This window comes from Armatimonadota bacterium, from assembly GCA_013359125.1.
Lineage (GTDB): Bacteria > Armatimonadota > Fimbriimonadia > Fimbriimonadales > GBS-DC > JABWCR01.
In genome coordinates, this window is the sequence record JABWCR010000003.1 from 103,392 (window position 1) to 118,825 (window position 15,434).

Genomic DNA, 15,434 nt, shown 5'->3' on the forward strand with positions numbered 1-15,434 from the left:
GCCAAGGATACCTTAGCGCATGGGCCAACGGCCCAACTCCCAGCCGTTAAAGATCGCGCCTGCCGGCCCTTCTTTTGTTGCAGGCGCGATCAGAGCTGAAAACTTGTACTCATTGCGATCGCCTATTCGAGTCCAGCCCAGTTTCAGCGCCCAATCGTCTGGGGATCGCGTCCATGGCTTTGACCCCATGCTTTGGCTATAAAGATAATAGCCGCCTCTGGCACAAAAGTCAACAATGCCGGACTCGACCTGTGCGACTATCGCAGGGGGGAATCGGCTGAGCGGGATTTCGATCGTCGGGACGCCCGCTTCCAGCGTCGCGCGAAAACAGCGCTCGAGTCCGGCTTGGCCAACGGCTTGTATCAAAGGAAACACGATCTTCGCGCCGCTCCACTGCCAAGACGGATAAGAATAGTAATAGCCGCTGAGCGCCCACAGCGAATCGTCGCCGTCTCCTTGCAAGAATCTCCTAAATGGATGCCAAATTGGCGGATCGAAATCGCTTCCGCCGGCGTCTTCGGCGGCGAGCCGTGCAAATCGGTCGAGAGGAAACGCCATTTCTCGATCTAGAAAAGCGAACAGGTTGCGAACCGCTAAGACGCCGTCCAAAGTCGCCGCCGACCAATAGGGCGGCTCGGTCAGCATGTTGGCAAGACTTCTTGGCTTGGCGTAGTTGTCCGACCAGATGGTTTCCCGCTGAGGAAACAGTTCCATAACGATCTCTGTTCCCGTGTCTCGCGCCAATTGGAGAAGAAAGAAGGATGCGTTCGTAGGCATTCTGCCGGAAGGCCTCCTGTTTTCCGCATAGGCTTTCAGCGTCTCATTGGTCGCTTTTCGCTGTCGGGCGATCGCGCTTTCATATTCGTCGCCAAAGGCTTCTTTCAAAAGCCATTCGGGCTCGAATCGAATCAGGTTGACAGAGTGCGTCTCTGAGTAGCCGCCTCCAGACCAGTGCACGATGCCTGTCAGCGTAAAATCGATCGGGCTCCACGCATAGGTGAGTCGGACGCGCATGTCCTGAGGAACGGGGCCTTTGCCAGGTCGAGGCAGGTCGTCGCTATAGCCAACGACCGTGTAGTTCGGCCACTCCGTCCAAAGTCGATCGATCAGCGCTCGCTCCGAGCCCGTTTCTTGAGAGACGTTCGCCTCGATCCAAGGCGCGCGCATCAACTTCGAGATTTCGGGCGGTCGCCTAGTCAGGCACAGATGAGCCAGGCGGTGCGTCGGCAAAGCGAGCGACTTCAAATCTATGTAAAAACTTGCGGCGGCCTCTTCCGATAGGAGGCTTGGTATGTCGATTGATTCTACAGAATCCGATAGCTCCTTCGGACTTAACTTGAGCGCATGGCGGCTTGCGTCTGCTTTCTTGGCCAACTCCTTTTCGATCGCTGCAAGGCATCTCTTCAATGTCGCTTTGTGCGCCGCTTCTTTGTCCCGATGGGGCTGCCAGAGGTACTCCCCCTCTCGGCCCTCGATCGGCGCGACCTCCAGATCAAAAGCGTCGCTGAGAATCTGCCGGATCTGCTCCGGTTTGCGATCCCTTATCGACACCGCGGCCGCTCGATTTTGGAGCTCTGGGGATGCGGAGAGTTTGAAGTCTTCCTCGCTGACCAACGAGGCTAATTGTTGGAAGGTGTAAACTCCCGGTGCGATGGTCTTGGTCTGAAACAGCAACGCAGCCAGAACCGTCTCCAGCCCGATCATTTCTTTCCCCTTCCTCCTTCATCCTCTCGCCCTCTTGGGTGCGCCGATTCCATTGCGTTTCTCAGGCGATCCAAGTTCAAATGAGTGTACACCTGCGTGGTCCGTAGACTGGCATGGCCCAAGAGCTCTTGCACGACGCGCAGGTCGGACCCTCCCTCCATCAGATGCGTCGCGAACGAATGCCGCAGCGCATGGGGATGGGCGCGCTTGCCGATCTTTGTGCCCGCACGGACTACTATTCTATGAAAAGTCCGTACGCTCAGCCGCCGCCCTTCTTCGTTGACGAACACCGGTTCGCGCCGCTTCTTTCTTCGTGCGCCCAAGTGCTCGAACAGAGCCTCACGAGCCGGCGTCCCAAAAACCACCATGCGGGGCTTGTTCCCCTTGCCTCGGACGCTCGCCGTGCATCGCTCAAAATCAACGTCCTCAATGTTCAAGCTGGCCAGTTCGCTCACTCGCATCCCAGCGCCATACAGAAGTTCCAACACGGCTCGATCGCGAGGATTGGTCTGCTCGTCGCCCTCGACCAACGCCTCGGCCTCGCTCTGGCTGAGGACCTTCGGCAACCGCTTGCGCACTGTTGGCGCGGCAATGTCTGCCATCGGGTCGACATCGATCCAACCCATGGCTTGGGCAAAGGCGAAGAAAGCTCGCAACGCATAGACCTTCCGCTGTCGGCTGGATGGTTGATAATCTTTGAACAGAACCAGAAACTGCCGAAGAACCTCTTCGGTCGTCTCGCCAAAGCCGCTAAGGCCACGATCTTCTAAGTAGGCGGCGAGTTGCGCCAAGTCGGTCGCATAGGCCTTCACTGTGTGCGCCGACTTGTTCGCGCCCAAATGCACTAGATAGGTCTCAATCGCCTCGTCAAACGCCATCTTTTGTTAAAGTATGGCGCATCGAAGTAGGATATTGGCCTGGCCCGCCGTATGTTTGAGTCATGGCCCGACAAGACAAACGACAGACAGCGGAGCGCTTCGAGAAGGAAATTCGCGTTCCCGTCCGATTCGAATACCTGCTCTATCTCCCCCGCGAGTACCAGAGGTCGCAAAACAGATGGCCGCTCGTTATGTTCCTCCACGGCGCTGGCGAAACAGGCTCCGACCTTAACATGGTCAAGTATCACGGCCCGCCCAAGATGGTCGAGCAGGGCAGAGATTTCCCTTTTGTTCTTGTCTCGCCGCAAAGCCCCGTGCGCGGATGGGACGTTCGAGCTCTGGGCGCGCTGATGGACGAATGTGCCGCAAAATATAAGATCGACCCTGCAAAATTATATATAACCGGCCTTAGCATGGGAGGAAACGGCGTGTGGAACTTCCTCGCGATACATCCTGGCAAAGCGGCCGCGGCAATACCAATCTGCGGTTGGGGCGACCCAAACGCTGCTCCCAAGATGAAAGACACTCCCATTTGGGCTTTTCACGGCGCAAAGGACGATGTCGTTCCAACCGATGCGTCCAGAACGATGGTCGAGGCCGTGCAAAAAGCGGGCGGCGGCGCTAAGCTCACCGTCTATCCGTCGGCCGGTCACGATTCTTGGACAGAAACGTATAACAACCAAGAGGTATGGGATTGGCTTCTGGCGCAGAAGAAGTCAGGCCGTTGATCAGCAACCCAAACCAAACGCTGCTAGAACGACCGCCAGATCCGCATCGTCGATGATGCCGTTCTGGTCAAAGTCGGCCTCCGGAGGGCCGCTTGAACCAAACGCCGCCAGCACAATGGCCAAGTCCAAATCGTCCGTGCAACCGTCGCCGTTCGCATCGCCAGGCGTTGAGGACCGAAACCCCATCGCCGATTGACCAACCACAACCATCAGCCCGCCAGAACAGAGAGCCGGCCCTGCCGCGAATCCCCCTTGAAACGCGCGAGACCACAGCATGTTCAAGCTTGAATCGAACGCCGCGACGCGAAATTCGCTGTCCAGCCCGTGCGCCAAGTAGACACGCCCAGCCCTGTCGATCGCCATTCTTGGGCGTCCCCACGCGCCCATATATGGCGAGGAGGCCAAGACTTCCCCAGTCCATCGGTGAATCTTTTCGATCTTGCCGTTTGATCCATAGGCATAGACCATGCCTTCGGCATCTACCACCGGACAGGCGCCCGACAGAGCCGCGACCGGCCTTCGCCAGAACTCAATCATCGAAGTCCCTTCGTCCCATAGACTGATCAAGACTCCGGTATTCTGATAAACATAGGCCAAGTCGCCGACGGCCACTGGCGAGGCTCGAAAAGTGCTCGAACTGCCGATGATCGCCGCTCTCCACCGTTGACCGGTTATTGGATCGAACGATGTCAGACGGTCGCCCCCAGCCCCGCTTTCGATCATATAAGCTCGGTTCCCGCTGACGGCAGCTGCCCGGCTTCCAGGAGCGGCAGAGTCCCTCTCCATTAGCCAAACGGTCGTCCCGTTGAACCGATTGAGCTTGGCAAGACCAAACTCCGTGTTCACCAACAGATCGCCATCCGGCGCAAATGCCGCCGATTCGCCCAACTCCTCCAAAACTCGAATCTCAGATCTCCAAACAATCTGCCCGTTCGAAGCGTTGTAACAGTAGAGAAAGGTCGCCCAGCTGTTCCCCGATCGTGAAGCATATATCCGCCCATCCTTAAATGCCGAGATGTTCGGTCGCCAATCTCGCGTCTGATCGTCAATTGGACAAGCAATCGTTCTCACCAACGTTCCGTTCCTGATATCCCTCACCTGAAGCGAGGCCCCATTAAAAGGGTCTTGGATGTTGGTTACGTAAACCGCCGCAAAGAGATTTCCGTCGCAAGTGGCCAACGGTGCGAGCGTGCTGCCCGGATGCTCCCACTCGAGTCTATTGGACGTCGGCCCAATCTCTGATGAACGTCCGTCCCTAGCGGAATTGCCGCCCAGCCCCATCGGCCAACCCTGTGCGACCGAAGTTGCTACAATCGCTATGGCGAGCCAGGCCAGTGCAGCGACCCTCATCGCCCTATTTTCTGCTCGTCAACCTCTCAAACATCGCGACATACTCTTCGGTGGTCATTCGACCGATAACTTGGCCGATCACGTCCAGCGGCGTTTGATCGAGAGACTTTAAGCGAACGCAGCCTTTACCCATGTCCAACTTCTTTCCCGAATCGGCCCATGCTTTCTGAAACCACGCCAGAGTCGGCGAATGGCCATAGAGGCTCATCAAGTGGAGCGAAACATAGTTCTTTTGCAAAGCCAATCCAGCAAATGGCAATGGCTGCTTCGGGTCGCAATGATAGCCCTTGGGATAGATCGAATGCGGCACAACGTACCCGATCATCCCATATTGAATCGTCTCCTCCATTCCTTTTGGCAGATTCTTAAGAATCGCATCGCGAACCGCCAAGACGAGTTCCTTTCGATCTTCAGGCAATTCAGCCAAATACTGATCGACCGATGTCGCTTTGGTGGCCATAGCCCTAAGATTCTACCTCGATTTAGGGGTATACCTTTCAAACGTATGGACAAAGAAAGAAAATCCGAGGGCGCGCTGCCATGGTCGATCCGATTAGGGACCATTGCTGGCATCGCGATCTACGTCCATGCGACTTTCCTATTCATCATCGCGTTCGTTGCCGTCCAACACTGGCAGATCGATGGCTCATGGGCTTCGGCTCTTCGTGGCGCTCTGTTTATACTGGCCGTCTTTGGATGCGTGGTGCTTCACGAACTAGGCCACGCATTGGCAGCCAAACGCTATGGCATTCGCACGCGCAATATCACGCTGCTGCCCATAGGCGGTCTGGCCCAATTGGAGAGGATGCCGGAAAAGCCGATGCAAGAACTGGTTGTTGCACTGGCAGGGCCCGCGGTCAACGTTATTATCGCCATTGCATTGGGCGTCTCGATTCTGCTCTTCGACGCCGCTCAAGAATGGTCCACGCTAGAGATTGCGAGGGGCTCTTTCCTCGAAAGGCTGTTGGTCGTCAACCTCTTCCTAATCGTCTTCAATATGTTGCCAGCGTTCCCCATGGACGGGGGGCGCGCATTGCGAGCGATTTTGGCCATGCGCATGGCCTACGGGCGTGCCACTCAGATCGCCGCACAACTTGGACAGGGAATGGCGCTTCTGTTCGGCTTTATCGGCATCTTCTTCAATCCGTTTCTCATTTTCATAGCCCTGTTCGTTTGGATAGGAGCGGGACAGGAAGCTTCGGCCACACTCACCCGGATCGCTTTGGAAGGCGAACCGGTTCAGAACGCTATGATCACCGAGTTCCAAACCATTTCGCCAGAAGACACGCTGGACGAAGTCGTGCAAGTCATGCTGCGAGGTTCTCAGCAAGACTTTCCCGTAATGTTTGGCGACTCCCTAATAGGGATCGTTACAAGAAACGACTTGATCAACGCGCTGGCTAAGGGGCAGCTGAACGCGACCGCAGGGGAGATTGTGCAGCGCGACATCCCTTCCGCCCGTCCCGACCAGATCTTGACCGCGGTACTCCCGCTGCTGCAACAGCACAACACCGTGCCTGTGATCCTTGGCGGGCGGCTGGTCGGCCTCCTGACTCGAGAAAACGTCGGCGAGTACCTGATGGTCCGAACCGCCCTGGATAGACGAGACTGAACCTCCGACAATCCTAATTGGATGTCCCCGCAATCATACGAGGGGCGAGCATGAACGCCGATTGGTCGGACAGGCTCGCTCGGTGGTTCAAGTATTCGGATCTGATGATCGCGATGGCGGTTTTGGCCATCGTGGTCATGCTGATACTGCCGCTGCCCATCTGGTTGATCGATACTGCGCTTGTGGTCAACATCACGGTCGCGGTCATTATCGCTCTCATCTCGGTCAACATCACCGCGCCGCTACAGTTCTCGGTCTTTCCGTCGTTGCTGCTCGTAACAACGCTCTTCCGGCTCGGTCTCAGCGTCGCAGCTACCAAGCTCATTCTAGGCACCGGCCAGGGCGGCCATGTCATCGAGACGTTTGGCAAGTTCGTCGTGCAAGGCGATTTCATCGTCGGCGTGGTCGCCTTTCTAATTTTGGTCGTTGTGCAGTTCGTGGTCATTACCAATGGCGCCGGTCGAGTGGCCGAAGTCGCCGCCCGCTTTACTCTGGACGCCTTGCCCGGCAAGCAAATGAGCATCGACGCCGACCTCAGCGCGGGCATGATCGATGAAACCGAAGCCAAGGAACGGCGAAAAAAGGTTCAGCAAGAAGCCGACTTTTACGGCGCGATGGACGGCGCGAGCAAGTTCGTCAAGGGCGACGCGATTGCCGCCATTATCATGATCATTATCAACATCGTCGGTGGCTTCGCCGTCGGATACATGCGGGGCCAAGGCGATGCGGTTACCGTTCTGCAAACCTATACGTTGCTCACCATTGGCGAGGGTCTGGTCGCCCAAGTGCCCGCCCTTCTCATCTCCACTGCAACAGGCTTAATGGTAACCCGAGCCGCATCCGACCAAGCCATGGGGCAAGACCTTCTTAGTCAAATCGGATCGCAACCCCGCGCATTGCTCGCGGCGGGCGCCGCGGTCATGACGATGTCCCTGGTTCCAGGTTTTCCAAAACTCCAGTTCATAGTCATCGGCGGCCTCATCGCGGCGATCGGCTTCTTCGCTTCGAGAGGCGTCATCCAGATGCCGGGAACCGCGCCCAAACCGGAAGCGTTACCCGAGGCTCCGCCGCCGCTATCCGGGCCCGAGGCAGCCATGTCGCTTCTCAAAGTAGATGTGCTAGAGCTAGAGATCGGCTATGGCCTCATGCCGTTGGTCGAGAGCGGACAGCGGGGCGACTTGCTCGAGCGCATCGCCGCGGTCCGACGACAACTGGCCGTCGAACTCGGCTTCGTCATGCCCACCCTTCGCGTACGGGACAACCTGAAGCTTAAAACCTACCAATACCAAATCAAGCTTCGCGGAGAGAAGATAGCCGAAGGCGAAGTCTTGCCGCGCTCTCTGCTTGCCATGCCCAGCGGTTCCGACGCGCCGCCCTTGCAAGGCTCAGAAACCAAAGACCCCGTCTTCAATATGACCGCCTACTGGATCGAGCCGGCCGAACGCGACCGCGCCGAACGCAATGGCTACACGATCGTCGAACCGTCCGCGGTGATCGCGACGCACATCACAGAGGTCGTCCGTCGTTCCGCCGCCGAACTTTTGGGCCGCCAAGAAACCCAACAGTTGCTGGAGAACTTAAAGCGTCAGAACGCAGTCGTCGTGGAAGAGCTTGTGCCCGGGCTGCTCTCGCTCGGCGAGGTTCAGAAAGCGCTCCAGGGGCTGCTCGAGGAAGGCGTGCCGATCCGCAACCTGGTCTCGATCTTAGAATCGCTCGCCGATTGCGCCGCCAAGAACAAAGACCCGGACGCCTTGGTCGAAAGCGCTCGCGCCGCTTTGGCACGGGCCATCACCCATCGAGCGACCGGCGGAGGCCCGCGTCTGGACGCGCTTACCTTGGCGCCACAATTTGAAGCCGAATTGCGCCAGACAGTGCAACATGGGCCAAACGGTGTCTCGTTGCTCGTTTCGCCCGACATTGCCGAACGCCTGTTTACCGCCATGGAGCCCGAGCTTCAGCGCATGACCGCTGCTGGCTCGCCGCCCGTGCTGCTCTGTTCGGGCGCCGTTCGGCTTCCCTTGCGCCGTTTGCTGTCCAGACGATTCGCCAATCTCAGCGTGCTGGCCTATCACGAGGTCTCTGCCGACACCGAACTTCGAATCGTCGGCCAAGTGGAAATCGCCTCTGATACAGCGCTGGCGGCCTAAAGGCCAAACCGCCGATACCCGATAATCCTACGGGGAGGCACCGCCAACAATGGACGTCAAAACTTACTCTGCGCCTACAAAGTTAGAGGCGCTGATGCGAATGCGGCAAGAATTGGGCCAAGAGGCCGTCGTCTTGTCCGAACGCCGCGTGCAACCATCGGGGATCCAAAAGGCCTTCAAGCGACCGCAGTTCGAGATCGTTGCCGCAATCGAGCAACAGCGAGAGGCGAACGAGGCTAAACTCGAGGTTCAATCCCGGCTCGATCAGTTAGAAGCCGAACTTCGCGAGGCCGTCGCCATGGTCCGCGCCCGAAGGCAGGCGCCCGACGCCGAATCCGGCCAGCCGAGCCACCCCATGGCATCCGCGCTCGCCGAGTTGGGCATCGACCCAGAACTGGCCGTCGGCTTTTTGGACAAGATTCCTTCGGATGAGACCGAGCTGAACCAACTCGAACGCCTCAAAGCGCTCGTTGCCGACTTTGTGCCGATCGTCGAGGGGCTTCCACAATCCAGACTCGTCGCGTTGATTGGCCCGAACGGCAGCGGCAAGACCACGACTTTGGCCAAACTGGCGGCAGAAGCCAGCCTGACGCAAGGCAAACGCATCGGCCTTGTATCGCTGGACGGCTATCGCCTGGGCGCTATCGAGCAGCTTCGATCCTACGCAGAGATTCTGGGCGCCCAGTTCGGCATCGCTTACGACGCCGATGAAGCTGCCGAAACGCTTGAGACGATGAGCGACTGCGACCAAATCTTCATCGATGCGCCCGGAATCGCGCTTCGAGAGGAAGACCGCCTAACTGGCTTGGTGCAGACGCTGGATGCGGTGAGCGCAGAAAATTGGCTCGTTCTCTCTGCGGACGCCGATTCGCACAGCCTGATTCAGGCCGCCAAGCGGTACGAGCGATTCCGACCGGTCCGGATCATTGCGACCAAGACGGACCAGGCTGCCCGACTCGGTCCGCTCGTCAGCCTGTTCGCCGAGCATCGCACGCCGTTAGGGCCTCTTGGAACGGGCGACCGCGTGCCGGACGACCTGAAGATCGTCGGTCCATCCGCCTTTGCTCAGATGGCGATAGCCAGCCTCGCGCTTAGGCGCTAAGCTTGGCGATCGCTCCGGCGATCAACCGAACGACGATACCTTGGGCTTCGGCGACAACGGCCTCTACCTCGCCGTGCGCCAGTTTCTGATCGGTCAATCCTGTGCCAAAGTTGGTTACAATCGCGATTGCCGCGTAGGGCAGTCCCGCCTCTCTGCACAGGATCGCCTCTGGCCCGACTGTCATGCCGACCACATCGGCGCCCAACAGCCGCATCATCCGAATCTCGGCCGGCGTTTCGAATCGCGGCCCCGGAGCGCTCGCATAAACCGCTTCGGGGTGCAGGACGACCGCGATCTCGTTCGCCGTTTCTATAAGCGCATCGCGAAGAACGGTCGAAAAAGGCTCCGAAAAATCGGTATGCACCGGCTTGTCGTGATAGAGCGTGGTTACGGATCGCATAAGATCGATAAAATCAGAACAGAGCGCCAGCGCGCCGGGCGGCCAATCTTCGCGCAACGAACCGACCGCCGCCGTCGCAAAAACCGCATCGCACCCCGCCTCTTTCAGCAAAGCAACATGCTTGACATGATCGATCCGATGGGGCGGCACAACGTGGCCGGCGCCGTGTCGAGGCAACAGGCCGACAGGCTGCCCGAGCAATCGACCCTGCACTATCGGACCGCTGGTCTCCGCCTCGAAACCTTCTACCTTCTCCATCCCCGTTCCGCCGATCAAAGCCGCTCTCATGCCTATAGTTTACTTCTCGGTATAATCTATGGCTCTTGCGGGGCGTAGCGCAGTTGGCTAGCGCGCCGGCTTTGGGTGCCGGAGGTCCCCGGTTCGAGTCCGGGCGCCCCGACCAGCAAGCAGTCTGTCGCCAACGCAAGTCGTGTCACTAACTCGGCGATTTCTCAAAAACCCTCAGTTGAATTGTAAAAATCCCCTATCAAGTCTTGACACAGAGCGCCCAGGGTTAGGTACTATTCCATACGCTATGAAACCGATCGACCTGCTGAAACCCTACCGCGACACGAACGAGTTCACGATTGAGGAACTCGTCGCAGTCGCCAGTTCGTTGCTCGAAAAGTGGGCGCCGCGACAACCTCGGTACAAAGTGGTCGCCTACCCAGACGTGCGTACAGTGCGCTTCTATGGGGCCCAGCGCCTTATCGATCCGCCCACCAAACGAATGGGCAACCGCGTGCTGTACACCTACCATCACCTGCTTCAGATCATCGTGCTCAAGGTTCTGCAAGCGCAGTACATTCCTTTGCGCGCCGTGCGACGCATGATCGAAGGCAAATCCGTCAAAGAGCTCGAGTCGTTGCTGGACAGCGTGCTCAACTCGCGGCATGAGCCGATCGTAACCGGCATGGCCGAGGCCGCCGGACATGACATGAAAGGGTCCCACGTATCGTGGCTCAACTCTTCCCCCACGGGCGATCCCTATGCAGCGCCTGTAACGCTTGACCGCTTCCCCATCACCGAATGGATGGAAGTTACCGTCATCCGCGAGGCCGCGCGATCGCAAAACGCGACCGAGCTCAACCGATTGGCCGAACTGGTGAAACTGGCCATGCAAAAGGCCTACGACCCGGCCAAAGAGAGACGGTCGCCCATAAAGCAGAAGAAAGCGGGCTAAACCCGACAATCAGAAAGACGTTTTTCGTGCGGCGGTCCGGCAGTGTCGGGCCGCCGCTTATTCATCCGCTCCTAATATTTGCGTGTAAGACACATGCAGAGGATGAACGTCCACCAGCCCGCGAGCGCCCAGTTCCGTCGAACCGCTGCGCCGCACAAAGCAGATCCCGGGCAGCCGCACCAGCTTGTCGCTCGATTTTAGATTGCCCAGCACCTCGTCCGCCTGCTCGCGCGAGTTGACCGGGCAGTCCACTTCAAGCCCGTTCTGCAACCCGACCAATAAGGTAACCCTTGCCATAATATGCGCCTCCGTGGGTCTTCTGTTCTTCGCCCTTGCTTCCAATCCTGCCCCGGACCGCCAGGCTTCCGCCTGGCCCTTTGCTTCTCGAACGCCCCCAATGTACCGCCGGCGTCCTCGCCGGCCATCTGGAACGCCTTTCCGCTCATCTATCAGGTCGCTGCCTGACGGTTTAGGGCTCGATTCGTGCTCGAAATTGTGCTACACGATGAAAATTTCCCGTTCGTTTCAAGTCGGACGGGAGGGCGAGCGTCCCCGCGAGCCGAGGGTCTTAACTCTCCGCACCGAACGGCGGGTGCGGAGGGATCCCGACAGAACGAAAGACGCCCCTCCCCTATATCCCCTCCCCAAACGCTCCGCGTTTGGGGAGGGGACTGAAGACGGACGAGGCCCAGAGACCGCGAGCCGAGGGTCTTAACTCTCCGCACCGAACGGCGGGTGCAGAGGGATCCCGATAGAACGAAAGGCGCCCCTCCCCTATATCCCCTCCCCAAACGCGGAGCGTTTGGGGAGGGGACTGAAGACGGACGAGGCCCGAGACCGCGAGCCGAGGGACGGGGCCAGGCAGGAGCCTGGCGTTCCAGGGGCGTTCCTTGCCTATTCGCAGCCTTGGCCGAAATGGTCGAGCAAGAGCAACACGTCGGCCATGTCGACAAAGCCGTCGCCGTTGGAGTCGTATCGGTCGTCGAACGTGCCAAAGGCTTCTAGCTGCAGCGCCAGGTCCTGGTCGTCCACGCATCCGTCCAAATTCACATCGCCCCGGATCGGCTGTCGATACTTGACCAGCAGAAAATCGGCTAGGTTGTTAGTAACCGAAGCGGATCCGCAGGCGTAGACGTTGCCCTGACGATCGATTGCGACGTCATAAAAACGGTCGGCGCCGCCATGGACGCTGCCGTGATGGAACGATTCGCGCCACAACACCTGGCCGTCTGAGTTTCTAACTTTAACTAGTTGACCGTCTTGCGGGGTGTAGCCAACCGGCGCATGGAAGTCTATGCCGGCAACGTAAATGTCGCCTCTGTGGTCCTTCGTCATGTTTAGGTAGTCGCTGTTCGGCAGATAGCTCACCCAAATGGTCTGTCCTGACCGTTTGTCCAACTTGATTAAGACGGACACCCAATGGCCTGGGCTCTCCTCAAGGTCTCTCAACACCAACAGATTCTCGTCGTGATCGAGCATGATGCTAGCTATTCCCCCGTCAGACCCGCTTTCTCGAAATCTGATGCCGCGGTACCAGGCCAGATCGCCGTTCGGCGACCACTTCCACACCATTGGCGAGTAGTAGACTCGTCCGTTTTCTTCGTAACACCCACCGCCAGATGTGTAGGCAAAACCTTGGCTATCTGTTGCCAATCGGGTCTGAAAACCATCCTTGCATCCGCTATCGTAGAGGTAGAGGCGGCGGATTTCGCCGGTCTGACCGTCGTGCCAAATAGCAAGGCCGTCTTCAACGGCGACGCCCAACGAATGTTGGTTGGCCGTAAAGACCTCGCCGTTAGGCAGTTCGCCGATGGCGCGGCCATGCGTGGCCGAATTGTAGTACGGCGCATAGTGCGACAACCACTTGACTCTACCGTCGCGCTCATCGAGGCGCAGGGCCGTCAGGTCTACCCAGTCGCGATTCTGATGTGAAAACCCTACCATAAGAGCGTCGTCGTTCTGAGCAACAGCTGAATACAAAGCCAGCGCATCTCCGTTTATGCCGCGCGGGCTGATATAGTGCGTGTTCCACAATGGCGTCCCACTCGATGGATCGAGCTTTTCGGTTATCATTCCGCCGCCGTTCTCTTCGCGTATGTATCCCATTGAGCCGGTTACCAGCACATTGCCATGGTGGTCGGCAACTAGATTGGCAAATGTCCCCTTCCAACCTGAGTTTCGGACAACAAACCGCGACCAGGACATTTGACCATTGGGCACGAAGCCTAAAACGGTCGTTTGAGTGCCGTAGCCTGGCTGTGCGGCCGTTCTTTCTCCAGCGATTATGGGGCGATCGTGCGATCCGAGAACCACTCGATAGGCGTGGTCGTGCTGATTGAATCCGCCGTCGACCGTTCTGAACCACTCTCTTATGACAAGCGGTTGCGCCAAAAGCGCCGACGCGAGGGAACCAACAATGAAAAGCATTAAGAGCCGCATAGCAAGAATCTCCTTTGTACTATTCCACGGAATGGACCGCGGAGGCGCGATACGCGCCTCCGCAATCTTTAGTTAAGAACAGCAGCCCTTGCCAAAGTTCGTGAGAACAATGGCCAGATCGGTGTCGTCGACAATGCCGTCGCCGTTCACATCGCCGGCAAGCCCCGATCCTTGCTGGCCCCATTCCTCCAGCACGATCGCCTGGTCGGTGTCGTCCACGCAATCGTCTTCATTAGCGTCTCCAAACAGCGGGGCTGTGAAGAACGATACCGTGCCTATCTGGGGACCGTACTCGTCGGCGTCGTTGCCGCAGGCATCGGTCGAACTGGTTTCGCCCATGTCGATGCTACCGGTCAGGTAAGCCCGTTGCAGGTTGTCCACCGCGATCGCGTTGCCATAGTCGTTGCCCTCAGCTGGACCATCGTATATCTGGATGTTTGATGCTCCACCTACCAAACTACCGTTCGGCTTGAGCTTAAAGCTGACCATGTCGCGCACCGAGCCGTCGGAGCTGACGACCGATAGGCCGCCCACATAGACGTTCTTCTCGCTGTCCACAACGATCGAGCGAGCCTCTTCGAGGCGATCGGCGCTTCCGGAACGATCCCATTTGTGCGGCCAGCCCGAGACGACATCGCCTCCGGCTGTGTAGCGAACGGTCGTGATATCGCCCGGATCGCCGCTGGTCTCCACGGCCCGGCCGGTTGCCACAATGTTGCCGCCCGAATCGAGCGCCATGGCCAGAATCTCGTCGTCGCCGTCTTGATCGCCGTTATAGTATCGAACGCCCTGCGGCTGACCGCCGCCCGACGGCCAAGTGGAAGACAATTGAAGGCTCGAATTGAGCTTAATCGCGACATAGTCTTCCTTCCGCGTCGAGTTGTAGTAGCTCTTGCCGGCCAGATAGACTTCGTTCGCGCCTGTAACGGCAATGGCGTTAGCAACGTCGATGCCCGATCCGTTGCCGTCGAAGACATAGTAAGCGATATCGTCCGGACCGTCTAGTTTGATCTTCATCAGCCCGATGTCTTGGGCTGTGCCGCCTGGTCGATGGACGCCGCCGACGTAAAGATGGGTGTCGCTGAGGGCGACGCAATTAGCCCAGTCGTCCAGCGTGGGCGTTGTGCCAAAGGTCGCGTGCCTGGCCCAGCCAAGGGTGCCGTTGGCGTTGACCTTGATGGCTGTCATGTCTTTGTGCGACGTCTCGCCGGTCGTGGTGTAACCGACCACGTAGCAAACGCCGCTTGAAGTAACGATCATTGCAGCCGCATGATCGTCCTTGCCGTCTCGGTCGTACCGATAGGACCAGATTAGGTCGCCATCGGCATCGTACTTCAGCACGACCATGTCGTTAGCGGTCGATTGGCCGCCATAAGACGTTCCGGCAACATAGATGTTGCCTTCGCCGTCAAGACCGATGGCGTTGCCGACATCGTCGCCATTGCCGGGGCCGTCGTACGTTACGACGCCGTCCCAAAGATTGCACATCGCGCATCCGTTCAACTTGACTAGTCCAATGTCGTCTCGCGTCTGGTTAAGGTTGTAAACTCGACCGGTTACATAGACGAAGCCTACATTGTTGCCGCCGACCGAACCCGAAGGATCGATGACGATGGCTCGGCCTTCCTTGTGCTTGGCGAGCGCCAAGGTCGTGCCTTGATGAGAGTAAGCGCGAAACGCATAGTCCTGATTGGGCTGAGCGTTCGCAACAGAGCAGGTCAGGAAAACGGCGACAAGTCCGAGCAGAGGCAAGAGGCTAACCCCCCCCCCGCGAAACACAAGAGACGACGCATAGAGCGTTGAAGCATAGTGCACCTTCGTATTTTGTTCGGTGAGCCGCAATGATGCCGGCTTGATTCATAAGACGCCGTTGCAAGCGCGAAGGTTCCCG

At 58.2% G+C, this 15,434-nt stretch carries 13 protein-coding genes and 1 tRNA gene; 6 read left to right on the forward strand and 8 right to left on the reverse strand.

What is annotated here, in order from left to right; all coding sequences use genetic code 11:
* Positions 1-12: 12 nt before the first annotated feature.
* The gene (locus tag HUU60_02620) at positions 13-1,704 is read right to left on the reverse strand and encodes a hypothetical protein (GenBank protein ID NUL81601.1); all 1,692 of its coding nucleotides are present in this window, start codon (positions 1,702-1,704) and stop codon (positions 13-15) included.
* On the reverse strand, positions 1,701-2,582 hold the full coding sequence (locus tag HUU60_02625; GenBank protein NUL81602.1) for a tyrosine recombinase XerC: 882 nt from the start codon (positions 2,580-2,582) through the stop codon (positions 1,701-1,703). The genes HUU60_02620 and HUU60_02625 overlap by 4 nt, the downstream gene beginning before the upstream one ends.
* Positions 2,583-2,644: 62 nt before the next feature.
* Between HUU60_02625 and HUU60_02630 the strand changes: the two genes are divergently transcribed.
* Positions 2,645-3,310 carry a prolyl oligopeptidase family serine peptidase gene (locus tag HUU60_02630; GenBank protein ID NUL81603.1) on the forward strand — a complete coding sequence of 222 codons (666 nt, stop codon included), beginning with the start codon at positions 2,645-2,647 and terminating at the stop codon, positions 3,308-3,310.
* Here HUU60_02630 and HUU60_02635 read toward each other — a convergent pair whose 3' ends face one another.
* Together HUU60_02635 and HUU60_02640 are read right to left on the reverse strand one after the other, a co-directional pair.
* Entirely contained in the window at positions 3,311-4,660 is a 1,350-nt protein-coding gene (locus tag HUU60_02635) for a PQQ-binding-like beta-propeller repeat protein (GenBank protein NUL81604.1), read from the reverse strand. It lies immediately after the preceding gene.
* Between the two features lie 4 nt (positions 4,661-4,664).
* Complete coding sequence (locus HUU60_02640) at positions 4,665-5,120, reverse strand: DUF1801 domain-containing protein (protein ID NUL81605.1); 456 nt, start codon at positions 5,118-5,120, stop codon at positions 4,665-4,667.
* Between the two features lie 75 nt (positions 5,121-5,195).
* On the opposite strand from HUU60_02640, the gene HUU60_02645 reads away from it, so the two are divergent.
* The 3 genes from HUU60_02645 to HUU60_02655 are packed head-to-tail and all read left to right on the forward strand — an operon-like array spanning position 5,196 to position 9,521.
* Positions 5,196-6,272 carry a site-2 protease family protein gene (locus tag HUU60_02645; protein NUL81606.1) on the forward strand — a complete coding sequence of 359 codons (1,077 nt, stop codon included), beginning with the start codon at positions 5,196-5,198 and terminating at the stop codon, positions 6,270-6,272.
* 50 nt (positions 6,273-6,322) lie between these two features.
* On the forward strand, positions 6,323-8,419 hold the full coding sequence (gene flhA / locus HUU60_02650) for a flagellar biosynthesis protein FlhA (protein NUL81607.1): 2,097 nt from the start codon (positions 6,323-6,325) through the stop codon (positions 8,417-8,419).
* Between the two features lie 49 nt (positions 8,420-8,468).
* Positions 8,469-9,521 carry a hypothetical protein gene (locus tag HUU60_02655; protein NUL81608.1) on the forward strand — a complete coding sequence of 351 codons (1,053 nt, stop codon included), beginning with the start codon at positions 8,469-8,471 and terminating at the stop codon, positions 9,519-9,521.
* Here HUU60_02655 and HUU60_02660 read toward each other — a convergent pair.
* Positions 9,511-10,209: an MTAP family purine nucleoside phosphorylase gene (locus HUU60_02660; GenBank protein ID NUL81609.1), complete on the reverse strand. Its 699-nt coding sequence runs from the start codon at positions 10,207-10,209 to the stop codon at positions 9,511-9,513. The genes HUU60_02655 and HUU60_02660 overlap by 11 nt on opposite strands.
* Before the next feature lie 38 nt (positions 10,210-10,247).
* Here HUU60_02660 and HUU60_02665 point away from each other — a divergent pair.
* Together HUU60_02665 and HUU60_02670 are read left to right on the forward strand one after the other, a co-directional pair.
* Positions 10,248-10,324, forward strand: a tRNA-Pro gene (locus tag HUU60_02665).
* A gap of 132 nt (positions 10,325-10,456) precedes the next feature.
* Positions 10,457-11,104 (forward strand): MerR family transcriptional regulator, encoded by a 648-nt coding sequence (locus tag HUU60_02670; GenBank protein ID NUL81610.1) that lies wholly within the window; start codon positions 10,457-10,459, stop codon positions 11,102-11,104.
* 57 nt (positions 11,105-11,161) lie between these two features.
* Here the strand turns inward: HUU60_02670 and HUU60_02675 are convergent, their stop codons facing one another.
* From HUU60_02675 to HUU60_02685, 3 genes are all read right to left on the reverse strand, one after another.
* A complete protein-coding gene (locus HUU60_02675) occupies positions 11,162-11,401 on the reverse strand; it encodes a hypothetical protein (protein NUL81611.1) in 240 nt (79 codons plus the stop codon).
* A 597-nt stretch (positions 11,402-11,998) separates the two neighbouring features.
* Positions 11,999-13,543, reverse strand: coding sequence for a PQQ-binding-like beta-propeller repeat protein (locus tag HUU60_02680; protein ID NUL81612.1), 1,545 nt, complete (start codon positions 13,541-13,543; stop codon positions 11,999-12,001).
* A 72-nt stretch (positions 13,544-13,615) separates the two neighbouring features.
* The gene (locus HUU60_02685; GenBank protein NUL81613.1) at positions 13,616-15,295 is read right to left on the reverse strand and encodes a hypothetical protein; all 1,680 of its coding nucleotides are present in this window, start codon (positions 15,293-15,295) and stop codon (positions 13,616-13,618) included.
* Between the last annotated feature and the right edge of the window lie 139 nt (positions 15,296-15,434).

What these genes read in the sequence shown, in the direction of transcription:
- HUU60_02620 (NUL81601.1), bottom strand. Translation starts at nt 1,704, where the DNA reads ATGATCGGGCTGGAGACGGTTCTGGCTGCGTTGCTGTTTCAGACCAAG.
- HUU60_02625 (NUL81602.1), bottom strand. Translation starts at nt 2,582, where the DNA reads ATGGCGTTTGACGAGGCGATTGAGACCTATCTAGTGCATTTGGGCGCG.
- HUU60_02630 (NUL81603.1), top strand. Translation starts at nt 2,645, where the DNA reads ATGGCCCGACAAGACAAACGACAGACAGCGGAGCGCTTCGAGAAGGAA.
- HUU60_02635 (NUL81604.1), bottom strand. Translation starts at nt 4,660, where the DNA reads ATGAGGGTCGCTGCACTGGCCTGGCTCGCCATAGCGATTGTAGCAACT.
- HUU60_02640 (NUL81605.1), bottom strand. Translation starts at nt 5,120, where the DNA reads ATGGCCACCAAAGCGACATCGGTCGATCAGTATTTGGCTGAATTGCCT.
- flhA (NUL81607.1), top strand. Translation starts at nt 6,323, where the DNA reads ATGAACGCCGATTGGTCGGACAGGCTCGCTCGGTGGTTCAAGTATTCG.
- HUU60_02655 (NUL81608.1), top strand. Translation starts at nt 8,469, where the DNA reads ATGGACGTCAAAACTTACTCTGCGCCTACAAAGTTAGAGGCGCTGATG.
- HUU60_02660 (NUL81609.1), bottom strand. Translation starts at nt 10,209, where the DNA reads ATGAGAGCGGCTTTGATCGGCGGAACGGGGATGGAGAAGGTAGAAGGT.
- HUU60_02670 (NUL81610.1), top strand. Translation starts at nt 10,457, where the DNA reads ATGAAACCGATCGACCTGCTGAAACCCTACCGCGACACGAACGAGTTC.
- HUU60_02675 (NUL81611.1), bottom strand. Translation starts at nt 11,401, where the DNA reads ATGGCAAGGGTTACCTTATTGGTCGGGTTGCAGAACGGGCTTGAAGTG.
- HUU60_02680 (NUL81612.1), bottom strand. Translation starts at nt 13,543, where the DNA reads ATGCGGCTCTTAATGCTTTTCATTGTTGGTTCCCTCGCGTCGGCGCTT.